The sequence below is a fragment of the Variovorax sp. HJSM1_2 genome, assembly GCF_049316285.1.
GTDB lineage: Bacteria > Pseudomonadota > Gammaproteobacteria > Burkholderiales > Burkholderiaceae_C > Rhodoferax_B.
In genome coordinates this window covers 216,750-230,955 of the sequence record NZ_JBMOXA010000005.1, presented here as the reverse complement: position 1 = coordinate 230,955, position 14,206 = coordinate 216,750, and the positions used below count along the sequence as shown (strand labels likewise).

Below are 14,206 nucleotides of genomic sequence, written 5' to 3'. Positions count from 1 at the left end.
TTCTTTCAAGCCAGTTGCGCGGCGCGCATCAGCGCTCGCACGACAGAACGGTGACCCAATTCGACCTTGTAGGCGTTGTGCGCCAATGGCCGGGCATCCTGCAATGCCGCGCTGGCGGCCCGCCGGAAGCTTGCCTCGTCAGCGCGCTGGCCCACCAGTGCCGCTTCAGCCTCGGCGCTGCGCCAAGGCTTGTGGGCCACCCCCCCCATCACCACACGCGCTTGTCGAATCGTGCCGCCGTCCAGGTCTAGCGCGGCGGCCACAGACACCAGCGCGAAAGCGTACGAGGCCCGGTCGCGCACTTTCAGGTAGTGCGAATGGCGCGCGAAGTCGGCTGTAGCCACCGGAAGTTCGATCGCCACGATCAACTCGCCATGCGCAAGATTGTGGTCGCGTTGCGGCGTGTCGCCCGGCAACCGGTGGAAGTCGGTGATCGCGATCAAACGCTCGCTGGCATCTGGCGCGCGCACCCGCACCTTGGCGTCAAGCGCATACAAGGCAGTGGCCATGTCGCCGGGATAGGTGGCCACGCAGGCTTCGCTCCAACCCAAAATCGCATGGATCTTATTGAGCCCATCGCGTGCACCGCAGCCACTGCCGGCCTCGCGCTTGTTGCACGGTGTGGCCGTGTCGTAGAAGTAGTTGCACCGCGTGCGCTGCAGCAGGTTGCCACCGTTGGTGGCCATGTTGCGCAGCTGCCCCGAGGCACCCGCCACAATGGCCTGCGTGAGCAGTGGATAGTTCTCCCGGATCGACGCGTGGTTGGCCGTTTCGCTGTTGGTGGCCAGGGCGCCGATGGAGAGGCCGGCGCGGGTACGCACGATGTCGCGCAGAGGCAGGCGCGTGATGTCCACCAGGCGCGTTGGGCGCTCCACGTCTTCCTTCATCAGGTCGAGCAGGTTGCTGCCGCCGGCAAGATACTTGGCTTGCGGCGCGGCAAACACGGCGGTGGTCGCAGAGGCGGCATCGGCCGCACGTACGTATTCAAACGGTCGCATGGCCGTCCTCCTTCTTGGCGCTGGCTAATTGCGTTTCGGTAGCAAATCCCCAAGTCTGTGCGGCCTGGCGGCCCGAATGCACTTCCTGAATCGCCGCCACGATGCCTGGATAGGCGCCGCAACGGCAGATATTGCCGCTCATGCGCTCGCGAATCTCGTCATTGCTCAGTCGCGTGGTGGTCTTGCCAACGTTCTCCGTCACATGGCTGACCTGCCCGCGCTGCGCCTCGCCCAGCATCCCAACGGCTGAGCAGATTTGTCCCGAAGTGCAGTAGCCGCATTGAAAGCCATCGTGTTTGATGAAGGCCGCCTGCATGGGGTGAAGGCGGTCGCCGGTGGCAAGCCCTTCAATTGTCGTCACTTCGCGGTCCTGGAGCGTTGCCGCCAGCGTCAGGCACGAGAGGACGCGTTGTCCATCGACCAGCACGGTGCATGCGCCGCATTGGCCCTGGTCGCAGCCCTTCTTGGTGCCAGTCAATGCCAGATGCTCACGGAGAGCATCGAGCAACACCACGCGTGAATCGAGCGCCAGTGCCTGCGGCGCTCCGTTGACCTTGAATACGACCTTCACGACGTTTTGCGCGACGACTGGAGCGGAGGCGGCGCCAGACACAGGCGCCATCTGGGCCAGCGCCGACTCAGTAGCCAACAAGTTCGCGGCAAACAGCCCGATGCCGCCGCCACCGGTCTGCATCATGAACGTGCGCCGCGACTGGCCGACGTCGCTCAGGTCCGGCATCTCCGCCAGAAGCGCCTGTTCGTCTGCACTCAATTCAGGTGGCATTTGGTGATCTATTTCGTGGGGCATGAAGTTCTCCTTTTTAATGTTGGTGGGTTGGCCGAATGCCAATCCAAGACGGAGCGTGCGCGAGTTGTTCTGTTTATTTTTTGCCACCTATCAGTGTGGCAAACGCCCTGCCGGTTGACTAGATAGAAATGCTTAAAAAGCTTATTACCTGTACTACTCAATCGCGACACCGAAAGTCGTGCCCGACGCCGGCGTGACGGCCACAGTGGCACGCGCAGAAAAGCGAGCTGCGAGCAAATGACGTGTCGGCTCAGAGGTCATTGCCACCCGCCAATTTTTGTGGGGCGTTAGCGTTAACCGAAGGCCACCATGGCGAGAAGCTCTGCTCACGTCCGTCCAGAAAGACCGGGCGGCCGATCACTGGTGTCCACAGGGCATAACCACGCCCTTGGCTGGCCGCAGTGATACGCCTGAATGGATCATCCCAGTCATGCGCAGAAATGGAGAAACGCCCTACATGCCCTGGCGTCAGCGCCCGGGTGTGAAGATCATCGGCGGCTTGAGCGGCCCGCTCAGGATGCATGTGAACATTGGCCCAACGAGGGTCATACTGGCCGGCGTCCAAAGCAACCCAGTCGAACGGTCCATAGCGCTGGCCAATCTCAGCAAAGTGCGGCGAATAGCCTGAATCACCGCTGAAGAAGATACGACGCTGTTCCGACACCAGCGCAAAGCCAACCCATAGAGACTTATCGCGAGTGAAGGTGCGTCCGGAGAAATGACGGGCAGGCGTGACATGGATCTGCAGCTTGGGTACTGGGGCGACGGTGTCGTACCAGTCGGCCTCGTGAACGACATTCTTGTCGTAGCCCCAAGCCTCGAAATGCGCACCCACACCAAGCCCTGCTACCACCTGCTTGACCTTGGGCTGCAACGCCTTGATGCTCGGGTAGTCCAGATGGTCGTAGTGGTCGTGGGTGATTAACACAAGGTCGATGATCGGCATGTCTTCTGCCGCGTAGATGCTGGTGCCAACGAACGCTACGTTCGTCAGTGGTACGGGCGACGCGTTGGTGCTGAACACCGGATCGATCAGAATTCGCTGCCCACCCAGTTGAACGTAGTAGGACGAATGGCCAAGCCAGATCACTAGATCCTCGGAGGGGTCCAGTGCTTTAAGATCCGTCTTGACTGTCGGCACAATGCCAGGTGGACGAACCTGGCCCTTCTTGCCTAACGAATCGCTGAGCATGATCGAAAGTTGGGAATCGTCCGTCGTCAACATGGGCGTGTCGATCTGGTTGCGGAACGCGCCGTCGAGCTGGTTAACCGAGCGAGTGATGCGGTCGAGCCGCTCTCCTTCCGGTAATGCCCCGAAGAGCGGGTGTTGCAGGTAGGCGCAGATGGCCAGTGCTCCTAACGCGAAGATGATCATGATGACCTTGACAACAGAACGGGCAGAAAAAGGAGTCATTGGGCGTAGGCCTGCGGCCGGTTGCCATCGGTATCGGGTTGGCTGATTCCCAGGTCTTCATTGGCATGGAGCGCCGGGTCTTTCACTACGTTTGCCACAAAGCGGCCGATGCTCGCGCGGGAAGTTTCCGTGCCTTTGTAGACTTCGCCTCTTTTTGTCAGTTGGAACACTTCGGTAGGTTTGTCGGTCAGCCAAACAGGACGCAAGACGGTATAGATCAGCGATGATTTCTCGATCTCCTGAACTGCTCTTAAATTGACCGGTCGAAACGAACCGACCATACTTTTGTCCCAGGCATTGAAGGGCTCAGGCAGTTCGTCATAAATACCGCCGGCACTGATCGCGATGACGCGCCGGGTGCCCACGACCTGAGTTGCCTTTACAACATTTGCGGTTTTGAAGTCGAGATCTCCACCACCCATGGTGCTGACCACAATGTCCTGGCCCTTGATGGCGTTCCTCAAATTCTCTAGGTTCGTGGCGTCCCCCTCAACAAAATTGACGCGATCGCTTCTTAAATGCGCCAGGCGGTTGGTACGGCGCATGAATAGGGTCAGCCTCACGTCCGCCTGTACAAGCAAACGAGGAATGATTTGCCGGGAGGTGGCCCCATTGGCACCGATCAGAATCACGTTCTTCATCGTTTAATTCTTGGAGAACGCCACCCGCGCATTGCGTGGTCCAAGCGTCTGAGCTAGGCCGGCGGGGTCGTCCACACGGCCGAGGCGCGTGTACGCATATAAAGAGTCGAATGTCAGATAAAAAAGGACCACTGTGTTCGAGCCGTACAGCATGAGGTCACCATTGCGGATCGCTCCTGGGCGACTGGCATTCGCAGGTAGCGGTGTTGGCAAGTCGAACTTCTTTTCGTTGCCGTTGAGTTCGGTCATGTCCAACGTCATCGGCAGTCGCGCGGCAAATGCGCTGGCCGCATCGGTATCGGCCAAGGTGATGGCGAAGCGGCGCTCGCCAATAGTCATCCACAAGCGCGACGCCGTAGTTCTGGACGATGCCGCACCAACATCAGTGGTAGCGGCAGCCAAGGGGCTAGGCGCTGGGCGCTCTTCGGCTTGGCAGGCGGCAACTACGAACAGGCCGAACAGCATACCCATTGACCTAAGGCGCAAAGAGCTATGGTGCGCAGCACCTACGGCAAATCGAAATAAGTCTTGCGTCATGTTGGCCTCTCTTTGTCCGCACTTGCTGTAAGTAAAACAAGAGCCGCGCCAATCAGCAGCGCAACTGCGCTGAATGCAAACGTGCTCTGGTAGCCGCGATGGTCAAAAAGCAAGCCCCCCACCGTGGACCCCAGCGCGATAAAGAGTTGAACCACAGCCACCATGAGCCCGCCGCCAGCTTCTGCGTCGTTTGGCAGGGTTCTGGCAACCCAGGTCCACCAGCCCACCGGTGCGCCAGTGGTCACCAGGCCCCACAGCCCCAGCAGCACCGTGGTGATGGTGACCGAGGCGCCAAAGGCCATCAGCGTCAGCGCAATGGCTGCCATCAGCACGGGAATCGCCGCAAGCGTGCTGTAGAAGCCCATCTCCAGAACCCGCCCGATCTGCGAGGTGCCAATAAAGCCTGCAATACCCAGCGTTAGCAAGATGAGCGACAAGGTCGATACGTCGACCCGCGTCACGGCTTCCAGGAACGGCCGAAGGTAAGTAAACAACGCAAACTGGCCCATGAAGAAGATACCTACCGCCAACATGCCGAGCGCGACCACCCGGTTCTTTAAGAGCCGAAAGACGTTACCTGACCCTGGCGCCCGTGGCTTGGCATGCATGGAAGGCAAACTAAACCACTGCCACACAAACGCGATGACAGCCACCGGCACGAGGCAAAAGAACGCGCCGCGCCAGCCCACGATGGACGCGAGGTAACTGCCCAGCGGTGCCGCGACCACCGTGGCAAGCGCGTTGCCCCCGTTGAAGATCGCCAGCGCGCGCGGCACCTTGGCGGTTGGCACCAGTTGCATGGCCGTGGCCGCCGACATGGACCAGAAGCCGCCCACCACAACACCGATCAACGCCCGACCTAGCATGTAGGCCAGGTAGTTTGGGGCCAGCGCGACGATGGCGCCAGAGAGGCACATCAACGCCGTCAATCCCAGCAACAGCGTCTTACGATTGAGCATGCCCGCAATCGCCGAGATCGACAGGCTGGTGAGCACCGCGAAGGCGCCAGAGATGGCAATGCCCTGCCCGGCCATGCCTTCGGTAACCTGGAGATCGGTTGCCATCGGCGTGAGCAGACTCACCGGCATGAACTCCGAGGCTATCAAGGCAAAGACGCAAAGCGTCATGGCAAAGACACCTCCCCAGTGCGCAGGCTGTGACTCGCCCCGTGAATCCAAGGAGTCACCCGTTGGTGCGCTAATTGCCTGGGCTGTCATGCGGCACTCGGCGTGACAAAATGCTTGCTGAAAAACGACGTGAGCTTATCGAATGGAATCAACGGCACTCGGTCGTACAGGTCAACGTGACCAGCCCCTGGGACCACGTGCAGTTCCTTGGGTTCTGCGGCCAGCTTAAAGGCGAGTTCGCTGAATTCTTTGGAATGCGCCTGGTCGCCGGTTATGAAGAGCATGGGGCGAGGCGAAATCGTCTCAATGTCGTTGAACGGGTAGAAGTTCATGAACTTCACGTTGCTGGTCAGCGTGGGCATGGTGGTGGTTCGAGAAGATGCGCCTTTAGGCGTGACCTCGCCACGCGGTGTGCGGTAGAAATCGTAGAACTCACGCTGAATAGGATGTGTGTCGGCAGCCAATGCGAGTACCGTTCCGCCGGTGTACTGCACGGCACCGCCGTTGAATTCCGCCAAGCGCTGCTCGGCTGCTGCAGCGATGATCTGCTTGCGCTGCTCCAACGTTTGCGAATGGTTGAGCGCATCGCGGTTAGCCGCACCCATGTCGTACATGCTGACGGTGGCGATAGCCTTCATGCGAGGGTCGATCTTCGCTGCGCTGATGACAAAACTGCCACTACCGCAAACGCCAATCGCCCCGATCTGCTGCCTGTCCACGAAAGTTTGGCTGCTCAGGAAATCGACAGCCGCGCTGAACGTTTCGGCGTACATGTCCGGTGAGACGGCGTTGCGGGGTTGCCCCGCGCTGCCACCCCAAAAAGCGAGGTCGACAGACAAGGTAACGAAGCCTTGCTCGGCCATTTTGGTGGCATACAGATTCGCACTTTGCTCCTTCACCGCCCCCATGGGATGACCGACCACAATGGCTGGATGACGCTTCTTCCGATCAAGTGTCTTGGGCACGAAGAGGCTGCCTTCCACCGTCATTTGGTATTGGTTTTTGAAAGTGACCTTCTGCACCGTCAGCTTGTCGCTGGTGTAGAAATTGTCGGCGCCGTTCGGCAGCGCGGTGTTCTTGTTCGGAGTCGCGGCCAATACCTCGCTGGTGCTCGACAACATGCCCGCGGCCACAACGCCGGTCCCTGCCATCTTCAGGAAATCGCGTCGATCCGACGTTTTGAAGTGATGTTCTACTGTGGTAGCGAAGGTGCTCTCGGCGGATGTTTTCATGTGTTGCTCCTTAGGAAATTGGCGACAGGGCAGTCACGCATTGCCTTGTCAGAGAGTGTTTTCAGCGTTGAGGAAGTTTGCCAAGCGTTGAGGAAATTGACTAGATAATGAATGCTTAATACATTTATTACTCATGCTAATCAGTCAGTACGACAAGCGGAATCCATATGCCTCGACGTAATTTCAATGATCTATTGGCTTTTGTGACGGTCGCACGTGAAGGAAGCTTCACCAAAGCCGCTGGCACACTCGGCGTAACGCAATCGGCGCTCAGCCAGGCCATTCGAGGACTTGAGGAAGGACTGCAGATCCGTTTGCTGACGCGCACCACGCGCAGCGTGGCGCCGACATCGGCCGGAGAACGGCTCATGAAAGCCATTGGCCACCGCTTCGACGAGATCGAGTCCGAGCTAGCAGCTTTGACAGAGCTGCGCGAAAAGCCAGCTGGCACCGTGCGAATCACCTGCGGTGATCATGTGCTGCACACGATTCTTTTGCCCAAACTCATGCCACTGCTGCGCGAGTACAAAGAGGTCAAGCTGGAGTTCGACATGAATTACGGCTTCCGAGACATCGTCGCCGATCGCTTCGATGCCGGCGTTCGGATGGGAAACACGATTGATAACGACATGATCGCTGTGCCTATCGGGCCGCCGTTGCAGATGGCCGTGGTGGCTTCGCCCGACTACTTTGCGGTCAACCCCATCCCCAAGACGCCCGCTGATCTGACCATGCATCAATGCATTAACCAGCGCATGCCGACTTCTGGTGGACTGTACGTGTGGGACTTTCAGAAGCGAGGCCGCAAGGTCAATGTCCGTGTCGACGGACCTTTGATCTTCAACACCACCATTCCGCAGGTGGATGCCGCCCTTGCTGGAATGGGTATAACTCTCCTGCCGGAAGATGAGCTGATGCAGCACATCGAATCGGGCCGCCTTGTGCGTGTAATGCAGGACTGGTGCCCCAAGTTCTCTGGCTACCATCTGTACTACCCCAGCAAGCGACAACCTTCCCCTGCGTTTTCTCTGGTGGTTAAAGCGCTGCGCTTCACCGGATCGAGACAGCAATAGGCTTGCCGATGGTGCAGCCAGCCCTTGCGCCAACCATTACGATTCCGTGGTTTTCGATGCGTTGGTACAGGCCTGGAAGATCTGCCGCACGTTGATATAAAGGCCAGAGGCTTCGATTTGGCTGTGTAGAGTACCCAGTACCACGCCGGGGAATGGGTGATACAGCTGTAGAAAATTTGATCACGTCGGCCAATTTAAGTGCTCAACTTGCGAGTTGGAAAACCGATGGCTAGCGTGAATCTCTACACGGGTGCGAGGCTCATCAGATTTTGGCCGGGTGCTTAAACCCATTTCGCAGAAATAGTTCGAACTTTACCTCCAGCCTGAGTTTGACCGCAGTGCTCTGGTGGAGGCCGAGGCATTGATCCCCTGCCCCCCGCCCATGAAATCGTGGCTCCCGGCAGGTTCAACCCTATCGATGAGGAGACAGCGTAAGCTCTCGCTGGAAGTGTGCCATGGAGCATTGATTACCCCAACTAATATAGCTTTTAAGTTTTCATTAGCTAGTCGGGTTGACTGCTGAGCCGCAACATAAAGGGTCTGAAAAATTTAGTGCCGATGCCTCTGGGCTGGCGGAGACGTCGTGCCCTGTGGGCTTAGTGGAGCAACTGATTAAAGCGGAGAGATGAAGAATGCCCAATGCCGACCAGAAACACATTCTTGGGAATAAGGCTGTATCGCGCGGCCGACGACGCGTGATCATCGGCGCTGCTGCGCTGGCCTCGTTTTTACCCGCCCTACCGGCGTTCGCACATCACGGGTGGCCCGGCTTCAACACAGACCATCTCATCTACATCGCGGGAACAGTATCTTCCGATGGAGTCTGGGGTAATCCGCACTCGCTATTCGATGTAACCCTGGATACCAGCTTGCCCGCCCGCACTCCCAGACTGGTTATTCCAAAAGAGTTGCAAGATCCAGAGGACAGCATCCGGGTCAATGCCGCGCCCTCGTACAAAGGCTCCCAAAAGGGGCTAGAGATCGTCATCGCGCCGCCGGCCTGGTCGGGCAGGTGGGGGCTGGCTCGCGCGCTGAAGATCGGGGAGCGCTTCCAGGCGGTCGGCTACATCAATCGGACAGACGACGGCTTGTTTCGGCCCGTTGTATTTTGGTACGGACCTGACGCAATTCCCGTGAATCAGATCATTGGCAACACGCTTCCGGTGCGGGCTCCGCTGCCGAAGTAAGGCTAGCGGACGCTATCGCACCGAGCGGAATTGAACGAACCATGGCTGAATTACTAAACGCGCTGCTGAAGCTGTTGCAGGGCTCTGCGCTCGGCGAGGCGGTGCGCAGCGCCGAATACCTCTATCCCGCGCTTGAAGCTAGCCACATCCTCGGGATCGCTGTCCTTGTTGGCCCGGCTTTCACTTTCGACCTACGATTGCTGGGAGTTGGACGCCACGTTGTGTCTGTCACCTCGGCTGCTCGCAATCTGCTGCCCGTCTCCCATGTCGGTTTTGCCATCGCCGTGATCACAGGCATCGCACTGCTCAGTGCGCAAGCGACGGTGATTGCCGGCACTGGAGCTGCACCCTGGAAGCTTGGTTTGTTGATCCTCGCCTGCCTCAACGTGCTGGTATTCCACGGCGGTGTCTACCGCCGCGTGAACGATTGGGCGGATGCCTCTATAACCCCGGTCGCTGCCCGAATCGGGGCGGGAGTGTCACTGACCGCATGGACAGGCGTGATCTTCACCGGTCGGCTCCTCGCTTACACCTGACTTTCGTAGCGTCGGGATCGACGCGAAGCCTCAATCTAATGTCAGACCATGGTGGCGGTTCAACAAGGCATATTGGGTAGCACAACCAATATGCCCCAGAAGATTTCACTAGATACTCAGGTTGACTTTCCGCATCAATATTGGCGTAGCCTCGAATTTTTTGCCAAATCGGTGGGCCTTCAAGGAAGGGTTGATCCCTAATATAGGCAAAGGTCAGTTGACCAAAGGATTCCTGTGCTGACGCTTTTGGGGCCGTGGTGCGGGAGGCGCGATTGGGAGCTGGAGTTACTCAGGCATCACTGCCCAGTATGGCCAATGTGGAGCGCTCTTACTACGGTCGTATTGAGCCCTCTAAATGCCAGCAGACGCTGTTTGTCATCTTGAAAATCAGTGCTGCCCTTGGCCGCGACAGTGGGAGCGTTGTGGGGCAAGTCGAGGCTGCACTCAGTCCGTGACGACTCACGCCCTTCTTCCTTGCCTCAAGGAGAAGTTGGGTCGTGGCACCGCTGCGCATGACGTTGATTTCGACAAGGACTGGAAAATCCGTCTATTCAACTTGAATCAGGCAGCCCCCGCCAGCCTTGGCAGGTCTAGTTCTGGATCAATGCCATCGCCCCCCCTGTAGGACGCTGACTCAAATCCTCATCCGATCTAGCCATGTTGGGCGCTTGAATTTGCCAAACGTAAGTGGTAATTGCACTCAACCTGAAGGCTAATCGAGCCAACGAACGAAAAAGTCAACTCCACACGGCATTTCATGCGCGAGCTCAATCGGCTGGGGGTGACGGGCGCGATCGACGCCGGCGGTGGTTTCCAGAACTATCCTGAAGACTACGAGGTGATCGAACAGTTGTCTAAAGAGAAGCAGTTGACCATCCGACTGGCCTACAACTTGTTTACCCAAAAGCCCAAGCAAGAGAAAGATGATTTCCTGCGATGGACCGCCGGGTCCAAGTACAAGCAAGGTGACGACTACTTCCGCCACAACGGTGCGGGCGAAATGTTGGTGTTCTCGGCCGCTGACTTTGAGGACTTCCGCCAACCCCGCCCTAACATGCAATCAGAGATGGAGGACGACTTGGAAGAGGTCGTTCGTGTCCTGGCACAGAACCGCTGGCCATGGCGCATGCATGCGACCTACGATGAAACCATCAGCCGTGCATTGGATGTCTTTGAGAAGGTCAACCAGGACACGCCCCTCGAAGGCCTGAACTGGTTCTTCGACCACGCGGAAACCATCTCCGAACAATCGATGGACCGTATTGCAGCATTAGGCGGCGGCGTTGCTGTACAGCACCGCATGGCGTACCAAGGCGAATACTTCGTCGAGCGCTATGGACACGGCGCTGCGGAGGCGACACCGCCGGTAGCCAAGATGCTGGAAAAGGGCCTGAAGGTTTCCGCAGGCACGGATGCGACGCGGGTGGCTTCATACAACCCATGGGTTTCGCTCTCTTGGCTCATTACAGGAAAGACTGTCGGAGGGATGCAGCTCTATCCTCAACGCAACTGTTTGGATCGCGAGACCGCGCTTCGCATGTGGTCAGAGAAAGTGACCTGGTTCAGCAATGAGGAAGGAAAGAAGGGACGGATCGAAGAAGGCATGCTGGCCGACCTGATGGTGCCCGATCGCGATTTCTTCTCCTGTGCCGAGAGTGACTTGATCGACACGACCTCTCTGCTGACGGTGGTGGGTGGACGTGTGGTGTGGGGTGCGGGCGACTTTGCGACGCACGACGATTCTGAGCCGCCGCTGGCGATGCCAGATTGGTCGCCGGTGCGCACATTCAAAGGTTATGGCGCTTGGGGCGAGGCTGAAGGCAAGCCCCTACAGGCCGCAATGCAAAACGTGGCCTGCGCATGTGCGACTGCTTGCCAAGTACATGGTCACCAGCACGCGAAGTCATGGGCGGGGGATGCGCCTGTTTCTGACTTCAAGAGTTTTTGGGGCGCGTTAGGCTGCGCTTGCTGGGCGGTGTAAACCCGAACAGGGCACTTTGACGATGTCGAAGTGCCAGGCTCCGTTGTTTAGGGAGAACGTCTGCGCTCTTCCAAGACACTAACCACTGCATCCTGGAGGTCAAACAACCATTCGGTGGCAGCCTGACGCGATTAGTGTTTTCATCGTCACTACTTGAGTAGTCCGAGAGCAAATGTGAAGCGACTAAAGTGCGCCTGGATAACACCAATACAACGGCGGAATATCGCTATTCATCAACGTCACTGAACATCGACCGTCCCTTTGGGGCCGGTGCTACCTTCGCAGGTGAGATTTCTGGCCAACTATCAGGTTCCTCTTCAGGTGTCTTCTTCTTCGACACTTCCGAAATTGCATCGTCGATCACGACATCCAACGATTGCAGCCTTGTTTGAAAATTTTCGTCTTCCAGAAAGGTATCTCTTAACTGACGAACAAAGCTGCGCACTTGGTCAAATTGGTCAGGAACGTCGTAATCGGGATCAGCCTGTTCCGCGATCTCAGATATCTTGGTTGGCAAAGAGCTGTCAAGTGTGCCTGCCAGCAGCAGACCAAGGTTCAGAATGCGCGTTGGTTGGAGCAGCGCCAGGATGTCATCATCATCCAGAAACGATACGTCGAAATCTTGCAGCGCGAACCTCTCAAGTTCATAGGCAACATCCCATCGAATGTCGTCGGGCAAGAGATGCAGCTTGTTTACTCGGGCAAGAAGTCGCAGCCTCGGGTCACTCGAAGCTCGCCAAAAACTGCTGGACTCACGCCGGAGTATTTCACTCCCCGACGCAATGACATCCGTGACCACAGCGTCGGACGCGCGAGTGGCTAAGAATCCGAAGACCAATCTATTGATATCCGGCTCATCTGGCGCACCAAGCAATCGCTCGACCAGTCGGCCAGAGGCCGCCACTGGAACTACAACTGCATCGCGAATAGAAGAAGCTCCCTCACACACGACCTCAGTCAGTAACGTCTCGAGTCGAGCTCCTTGAACATAAAGCTCCACAAGGTCAGGGCGCGCGCTTAGCATGCTGCTAATCGCGTCGGTGAATGTAGGATGAACGAAGCCCCAAATTTGACTAGCGCCGTCCTGACGTACGGAAAGAAATGACCTATTCAACTGAGGAAGTGCCTCTGCAATGGCGCGTGAGGTCACGTCATATTTCGCCGAAACTAAATTTGTCGCCCCACCTGAAAGTTCATGTGCCGGTAGCTTTCCTTGACGAAGAAAGACCAAGGTCATCGCAGCCTGATGCGCGTCGTCAAGCTCCTGAATCGTCTGTTTCAAGAACTCCTCTGGTTTCGATACGAACTTATCCAAATCGGTAGAAAAAATTCGAATTCCTTTTGTGAAGCTGGGGTCTCCCAGCCGGCGCGCAATTTCAGGCAACAACATTGGATTTTTCGCCAACTGCGGTAGATACCCCTTAAGCCGGGCTTTCCATAGCGCGGTTTGGTTACCCGCCTTTACGTGGTTGTAAAGGATTTGCTCCCGCTCCTCAGGACTTAGGGTACCTAGGTCAACGACAGCCCTCCCATCTGCGAGTACGGGAAGGTTACGCGTACCAAGTTTCGGCTTCGCACCAAACCAAATGTGACTCCTAGAAGTCAAGATAAAGCGGTTCCCCAGCTCAATCGCGGCTTTGACCTTAGGCATGGCCGCGATCCATCCATCCACGTAATCAGAGCGCAACTGGTTTGGCCCAAAGGCATCATCTACCCAGTAAAGTCGGTTCTTCTCGTTTGGATTCCAGCGAGCCGCAAGCTCCAGAGGCCCATCACACTTCATGCAAGCATGACTCTCACCGTCAATTGCGGTAGTCGCAAGGATCGCTGCAAGCATTGACTTGCCAGTCGCCGGGGCTCCAAGCAATAGTGCGATTTTGTGTTCAGACAACACATGAATTGCTTGCCGATGAGCTGACGTCGGAACATACACCTTTAAACTGGGTCTTAGATGCCCTAGCAGCGCTAGTGTCTGTTCTGCACACCGCTCATCGAGGATCGTGGACAAGTCGCCGAGACCATAAACTCGCGGCACCAACGCCCTAAGCCGAGCGCTGGCACGAATCTGTTGCGTAAGCCACTCTCGGCCCAGCACATGGGGCTCAACAACGCCGGCTTCGGCTAACCTAGCGCGAATTTCCGCTGCTACTGGCGCATCAACGCCTTGGCTTGTGATTAGGTAGTAAATTTTCGCGCGCCCAGAGGCGGTCAACTCTCGCACGGTAGCAAGCTCTGACGTCACATCGTTTGCACGCAGGCGCAGATTTTCCTTGCTGCTGAACTTACATTGGACCGTGACCTCACCCGGAATTCCTTCACTCCCGATCCCGTGCGCAAAGAAGACTGCATCCTGACCTCCGTCTTGTGCCTCTCTATAGATCGAGACAGTCTTCGAGAAGGCCACCGAGCAGATCTGGGCGCAAAGGTCTTGGAAGGCTTTCCAGCCAAGCGTGTGAATCGCAAGGTCAACGATAGGGCCTTGAGCAAGAGGGACTGCATTGGTCATAATTTTTTTTCAACTTTCAGGAGCGCCAAACAACGGAAAGTGTTTTATCTGCATCTGCTCGGCGCACGTTATTCGGAAATGATTCGCCGAACCATTCGACGGGAGCTAGCGTCCAAAGGCGATCCCCGTTCTTTCCTCGATTTTTTGGGTATAGCTATCGGCTATT

At 57.2% G+C, this 14,206-nt stretch carries 11 protein-coding genes and 1 pseudogene; 4 read left to right on the top strand and 8 right to left on the bottom strand.

Going from position 1 to position 14,206, the window contains the following annotated elements; all coding sequences use genetic code 11:
- Positions 1-5: 5 nt before the first annotated feature.
- The 7 genes from ACFQ95_RS07910 to ACFQ95_RS07880 form a co-directional block, all read right to left on the bottom strand.
- Entirely contained in the window at positions 6-998 is a 993-nt protein-coding gene (locus tag ACFQ95_RS07910; protein WP_422830297.1) for an FAD binding domain-containing protein, read from the bottom strand.
- Complete coding sequence (locus ACFQ95_RS07905) at positions 985-1,737, bottom strand: 2Fe-2S iron-sulfur cluster-binding protein (RefSeq protein WP_422830346.1); 753 nt, start codon at positions 1,735-1,737, stop codon at positions 985-987. Before ACFQ95_RS07905 ends, ACFQ95_RS07910 begins: the two co-directional genes overlap by 14 nt.
- A 319-nt stretch (positions 1,738-2,056) precedes the next feature.
- Positions 2,057-3,220: an MBL fold metallo-hydrolase gene (locus tag ACFQ95_RS07900; RefSeq protein WP_422830296.1), complete on the bottom strand. Its 1,164-nt coding sequence runs from the start codon at positions 3,218-3,220 to the stop codon at positions 2,057-2,059.
- Positions 3,217-3,861: an NAD(P)H-binding protein gene (locus ACFQ95_RS07895; protein ID WP_422830295.1), complete on the bottom strand. Its 645-nt coding sequence runs from the start codon at positions 3,859-3,861 to the stop codon at positions 3,217-3,219. Before ACFQ95_RS07895 ends, ACFQ95_RS07900 begins: the two co-directional genes overlap by 4 nt.
- Positions 3,862-3,864: 3 nt before the next feature.
- Positions 3,865-4,398 carry a cyclophilin-like fold protein gene (locus ACFQ95_RS07890; protein ID WP_422830294.1) on the bottom strand — a complete coding sequence of 178 codons (534 nt, stop codon included), beginning with the start codon at positions 4,396-4,398 and terminating at the stop codon, positions 3,865-3,867.
- On the bottom strand, positions 4,395-5,615 hold the full coding sequence (locus ACFQ95_RS07885; protein ID WP_422830293.1) for an MFS transporter: 1,221 nt from the start codon (positions 5,613-5,615) through the stop codon (positions 4,395-4,397). Before ACFQ95_RS07885 ends, ACFQ95_RS07890 begins: the two co-directional genes overlap by 4 nt.
- The gene (locus ACFQ95_RS07880) at positions 5,612-6,757 is read right to left on the bottom strand and encodes an alpha/beta hydrolase (RefSeq protein ID WP_422830292.1); all 1,146 of its coding nucleotides are present in this window, start codon (positions 6,755-6,757) and stop codon (positions 5,612-5,614) included. Before ACFQ95_RS07880 ends, ACFQ95_RS07885 begins: the two co-directional genes overlap by 4 nt.
- Positions 6,758-6,924: 167 nt before the next feature.
- Between ACFQ95_RS07880 and ACFQ95_RS07875 the strand changes: the two genes are divergently transcribed.
- From ACFQ95_RS07875 to ACFQ95_RS07860, 4 genes and pseudogenes are all read left to right on the top strand, one after another.
- Complete coding sequence (locus ACFQ95_RS07875; RefSeq protein WP_422830291.1) at positions 6,925-7,830, top strand: LysR family transcriptional regulator; 906 nt, start codon at positions 6,925-6,927, stop codon at positions 7,828-7,830.
- Positions 7,831-8,462: 632 nt separating this feature from the next.
- A complete protein-coding gene (locus ACFQ95_RS07870; RefSeq protein ID WP_422830290.1) occupies positions 8,463-9,017 on the top strand; it encodes a hypothetical protein in 555 nt (184 codons plus the stop codon).
- Between the two features lie 41 nt (positions 9,018-9,058).
- Positions 9,059-9,553 (top strand): hypothetical protein, encoded by a 495-nt coding sequence (locus tag ACFQ95_RS07865; protein WP_422830289.1) that lies wholly within the window; start codon positions 9,059-9,061, stop codon positions 9,551-9,553.
- 736 nt (positions 9,554-10,289) lie between these two features.
- A pseudogene (locus ACFQ95_RS07860) lies at positions 10,290-11,534 on the top strand (amidohydrolase family protein); the annotation flags it as partial.
- Between the two features lie 226 nt (positions 11,535-11,760).
- Here the strand turns inward: ACFQ95_RS07860 and ACFQ95_RS07855 are convergent.
- Positions 11,761-14,040, bottom strand: coding sequence for a hypothetical protein (locus ACFQ95_RS07855; RefSeq protein ID WP_422830288.1), 2,280 nt, complete (start codon positions 14,038-14,040; stop codon positions 11,761-11,763).
- Positions 14,041-14,206 lie beyond the last annotated feature (166 nt).

What these genes read in the sequence shown, in the direction of transcription:
- ACFQ95_RS07870 (WP_422830290.1), top strand. Translation starts at nt 8,463, where the DNA reads ATGCCCAATGCCGACCAGAAACACATTCTTGGGAATAAGGCTGTATCG.
- ACFQ95_RS07880 (WP_422830292.1), bottom strand. Translation starts at nt 6,757, where the DNA reads ATGAAAACATCCGCCGAGAGCACCTTCGCTACCACAGTAGAACATCAC.
- ACFQ95_RS07900 (WP_422830296.1), bottom strand. Translation starts at nt 3,220, where the DNA reads ATGACTCCTTTTTCTGCCCGTTCTGTTGTCAAGGTCATCATGATCATC.
- ACFQ95_RS07875 (WP_422830291.1), top strand. Translation starts at nt 6,925, where the DNA reads ATGCCTCGACGTAATTTCAATGATCTATTGGCTTTTGTGACGGTCGCA.
- ACFQ95_RS07895 (WP_422830295.1), bottom strand. Translation starts at nt 3,861, where the DNA reads ATGAAGAACGTGATTCTGATCGGTGCCAATGGGGCCACCTCCCGGCAA.
- ACFQ95_RS07890 (WP_422830294.1), bottom strand. Translation starts at nt 4,398, where the DNA reads ATGACGCAAGACTTATTTCGATTTGCCGTAGGTGCTGCGCACCATAGC.
- ACFQ95_RS07905 (WP_422830346.1), bottom strand. Translation starts at nt 1,737, where the DNA reads ATGCCGGACCTGAGCGACGTCGGCCAGTCGCGGCGCACGTTCATGATG.
- ACFQ95_RS07855 (WP_422830288.1), bottom strand. Translation starts at nt 14,040, where the DNA reads ATGACCAATGCAGTCCCTCTTGCTCAAGGCCCTATCGTTGACCTTGCG.
- ACFQ95_RS07910 (WP_422830297.1), bottom strand. Translation starts at nt 998, where the DNA reads ATGCGACCGTTTGAATACGTACGTGCGGCCGATGCCGCCTCTGCGACC.
- ACFQ95_RS07885 (WP_422830293.1), bottom strand. Translation starts at nt 5,615, where the DNA reads ATGACAGCCCAGGCAATTAGCGCACCAACGGGTGACTCCTTGGATTCA.
- ACFQ95_RS07865 (WP_422830289.1), top strand. Translation starts at nt 9,059, where the DNA reads ATGGCTGAATTACTAAACGCGCTGCTGAAGCTGTTGCAGGGCTCTGCG.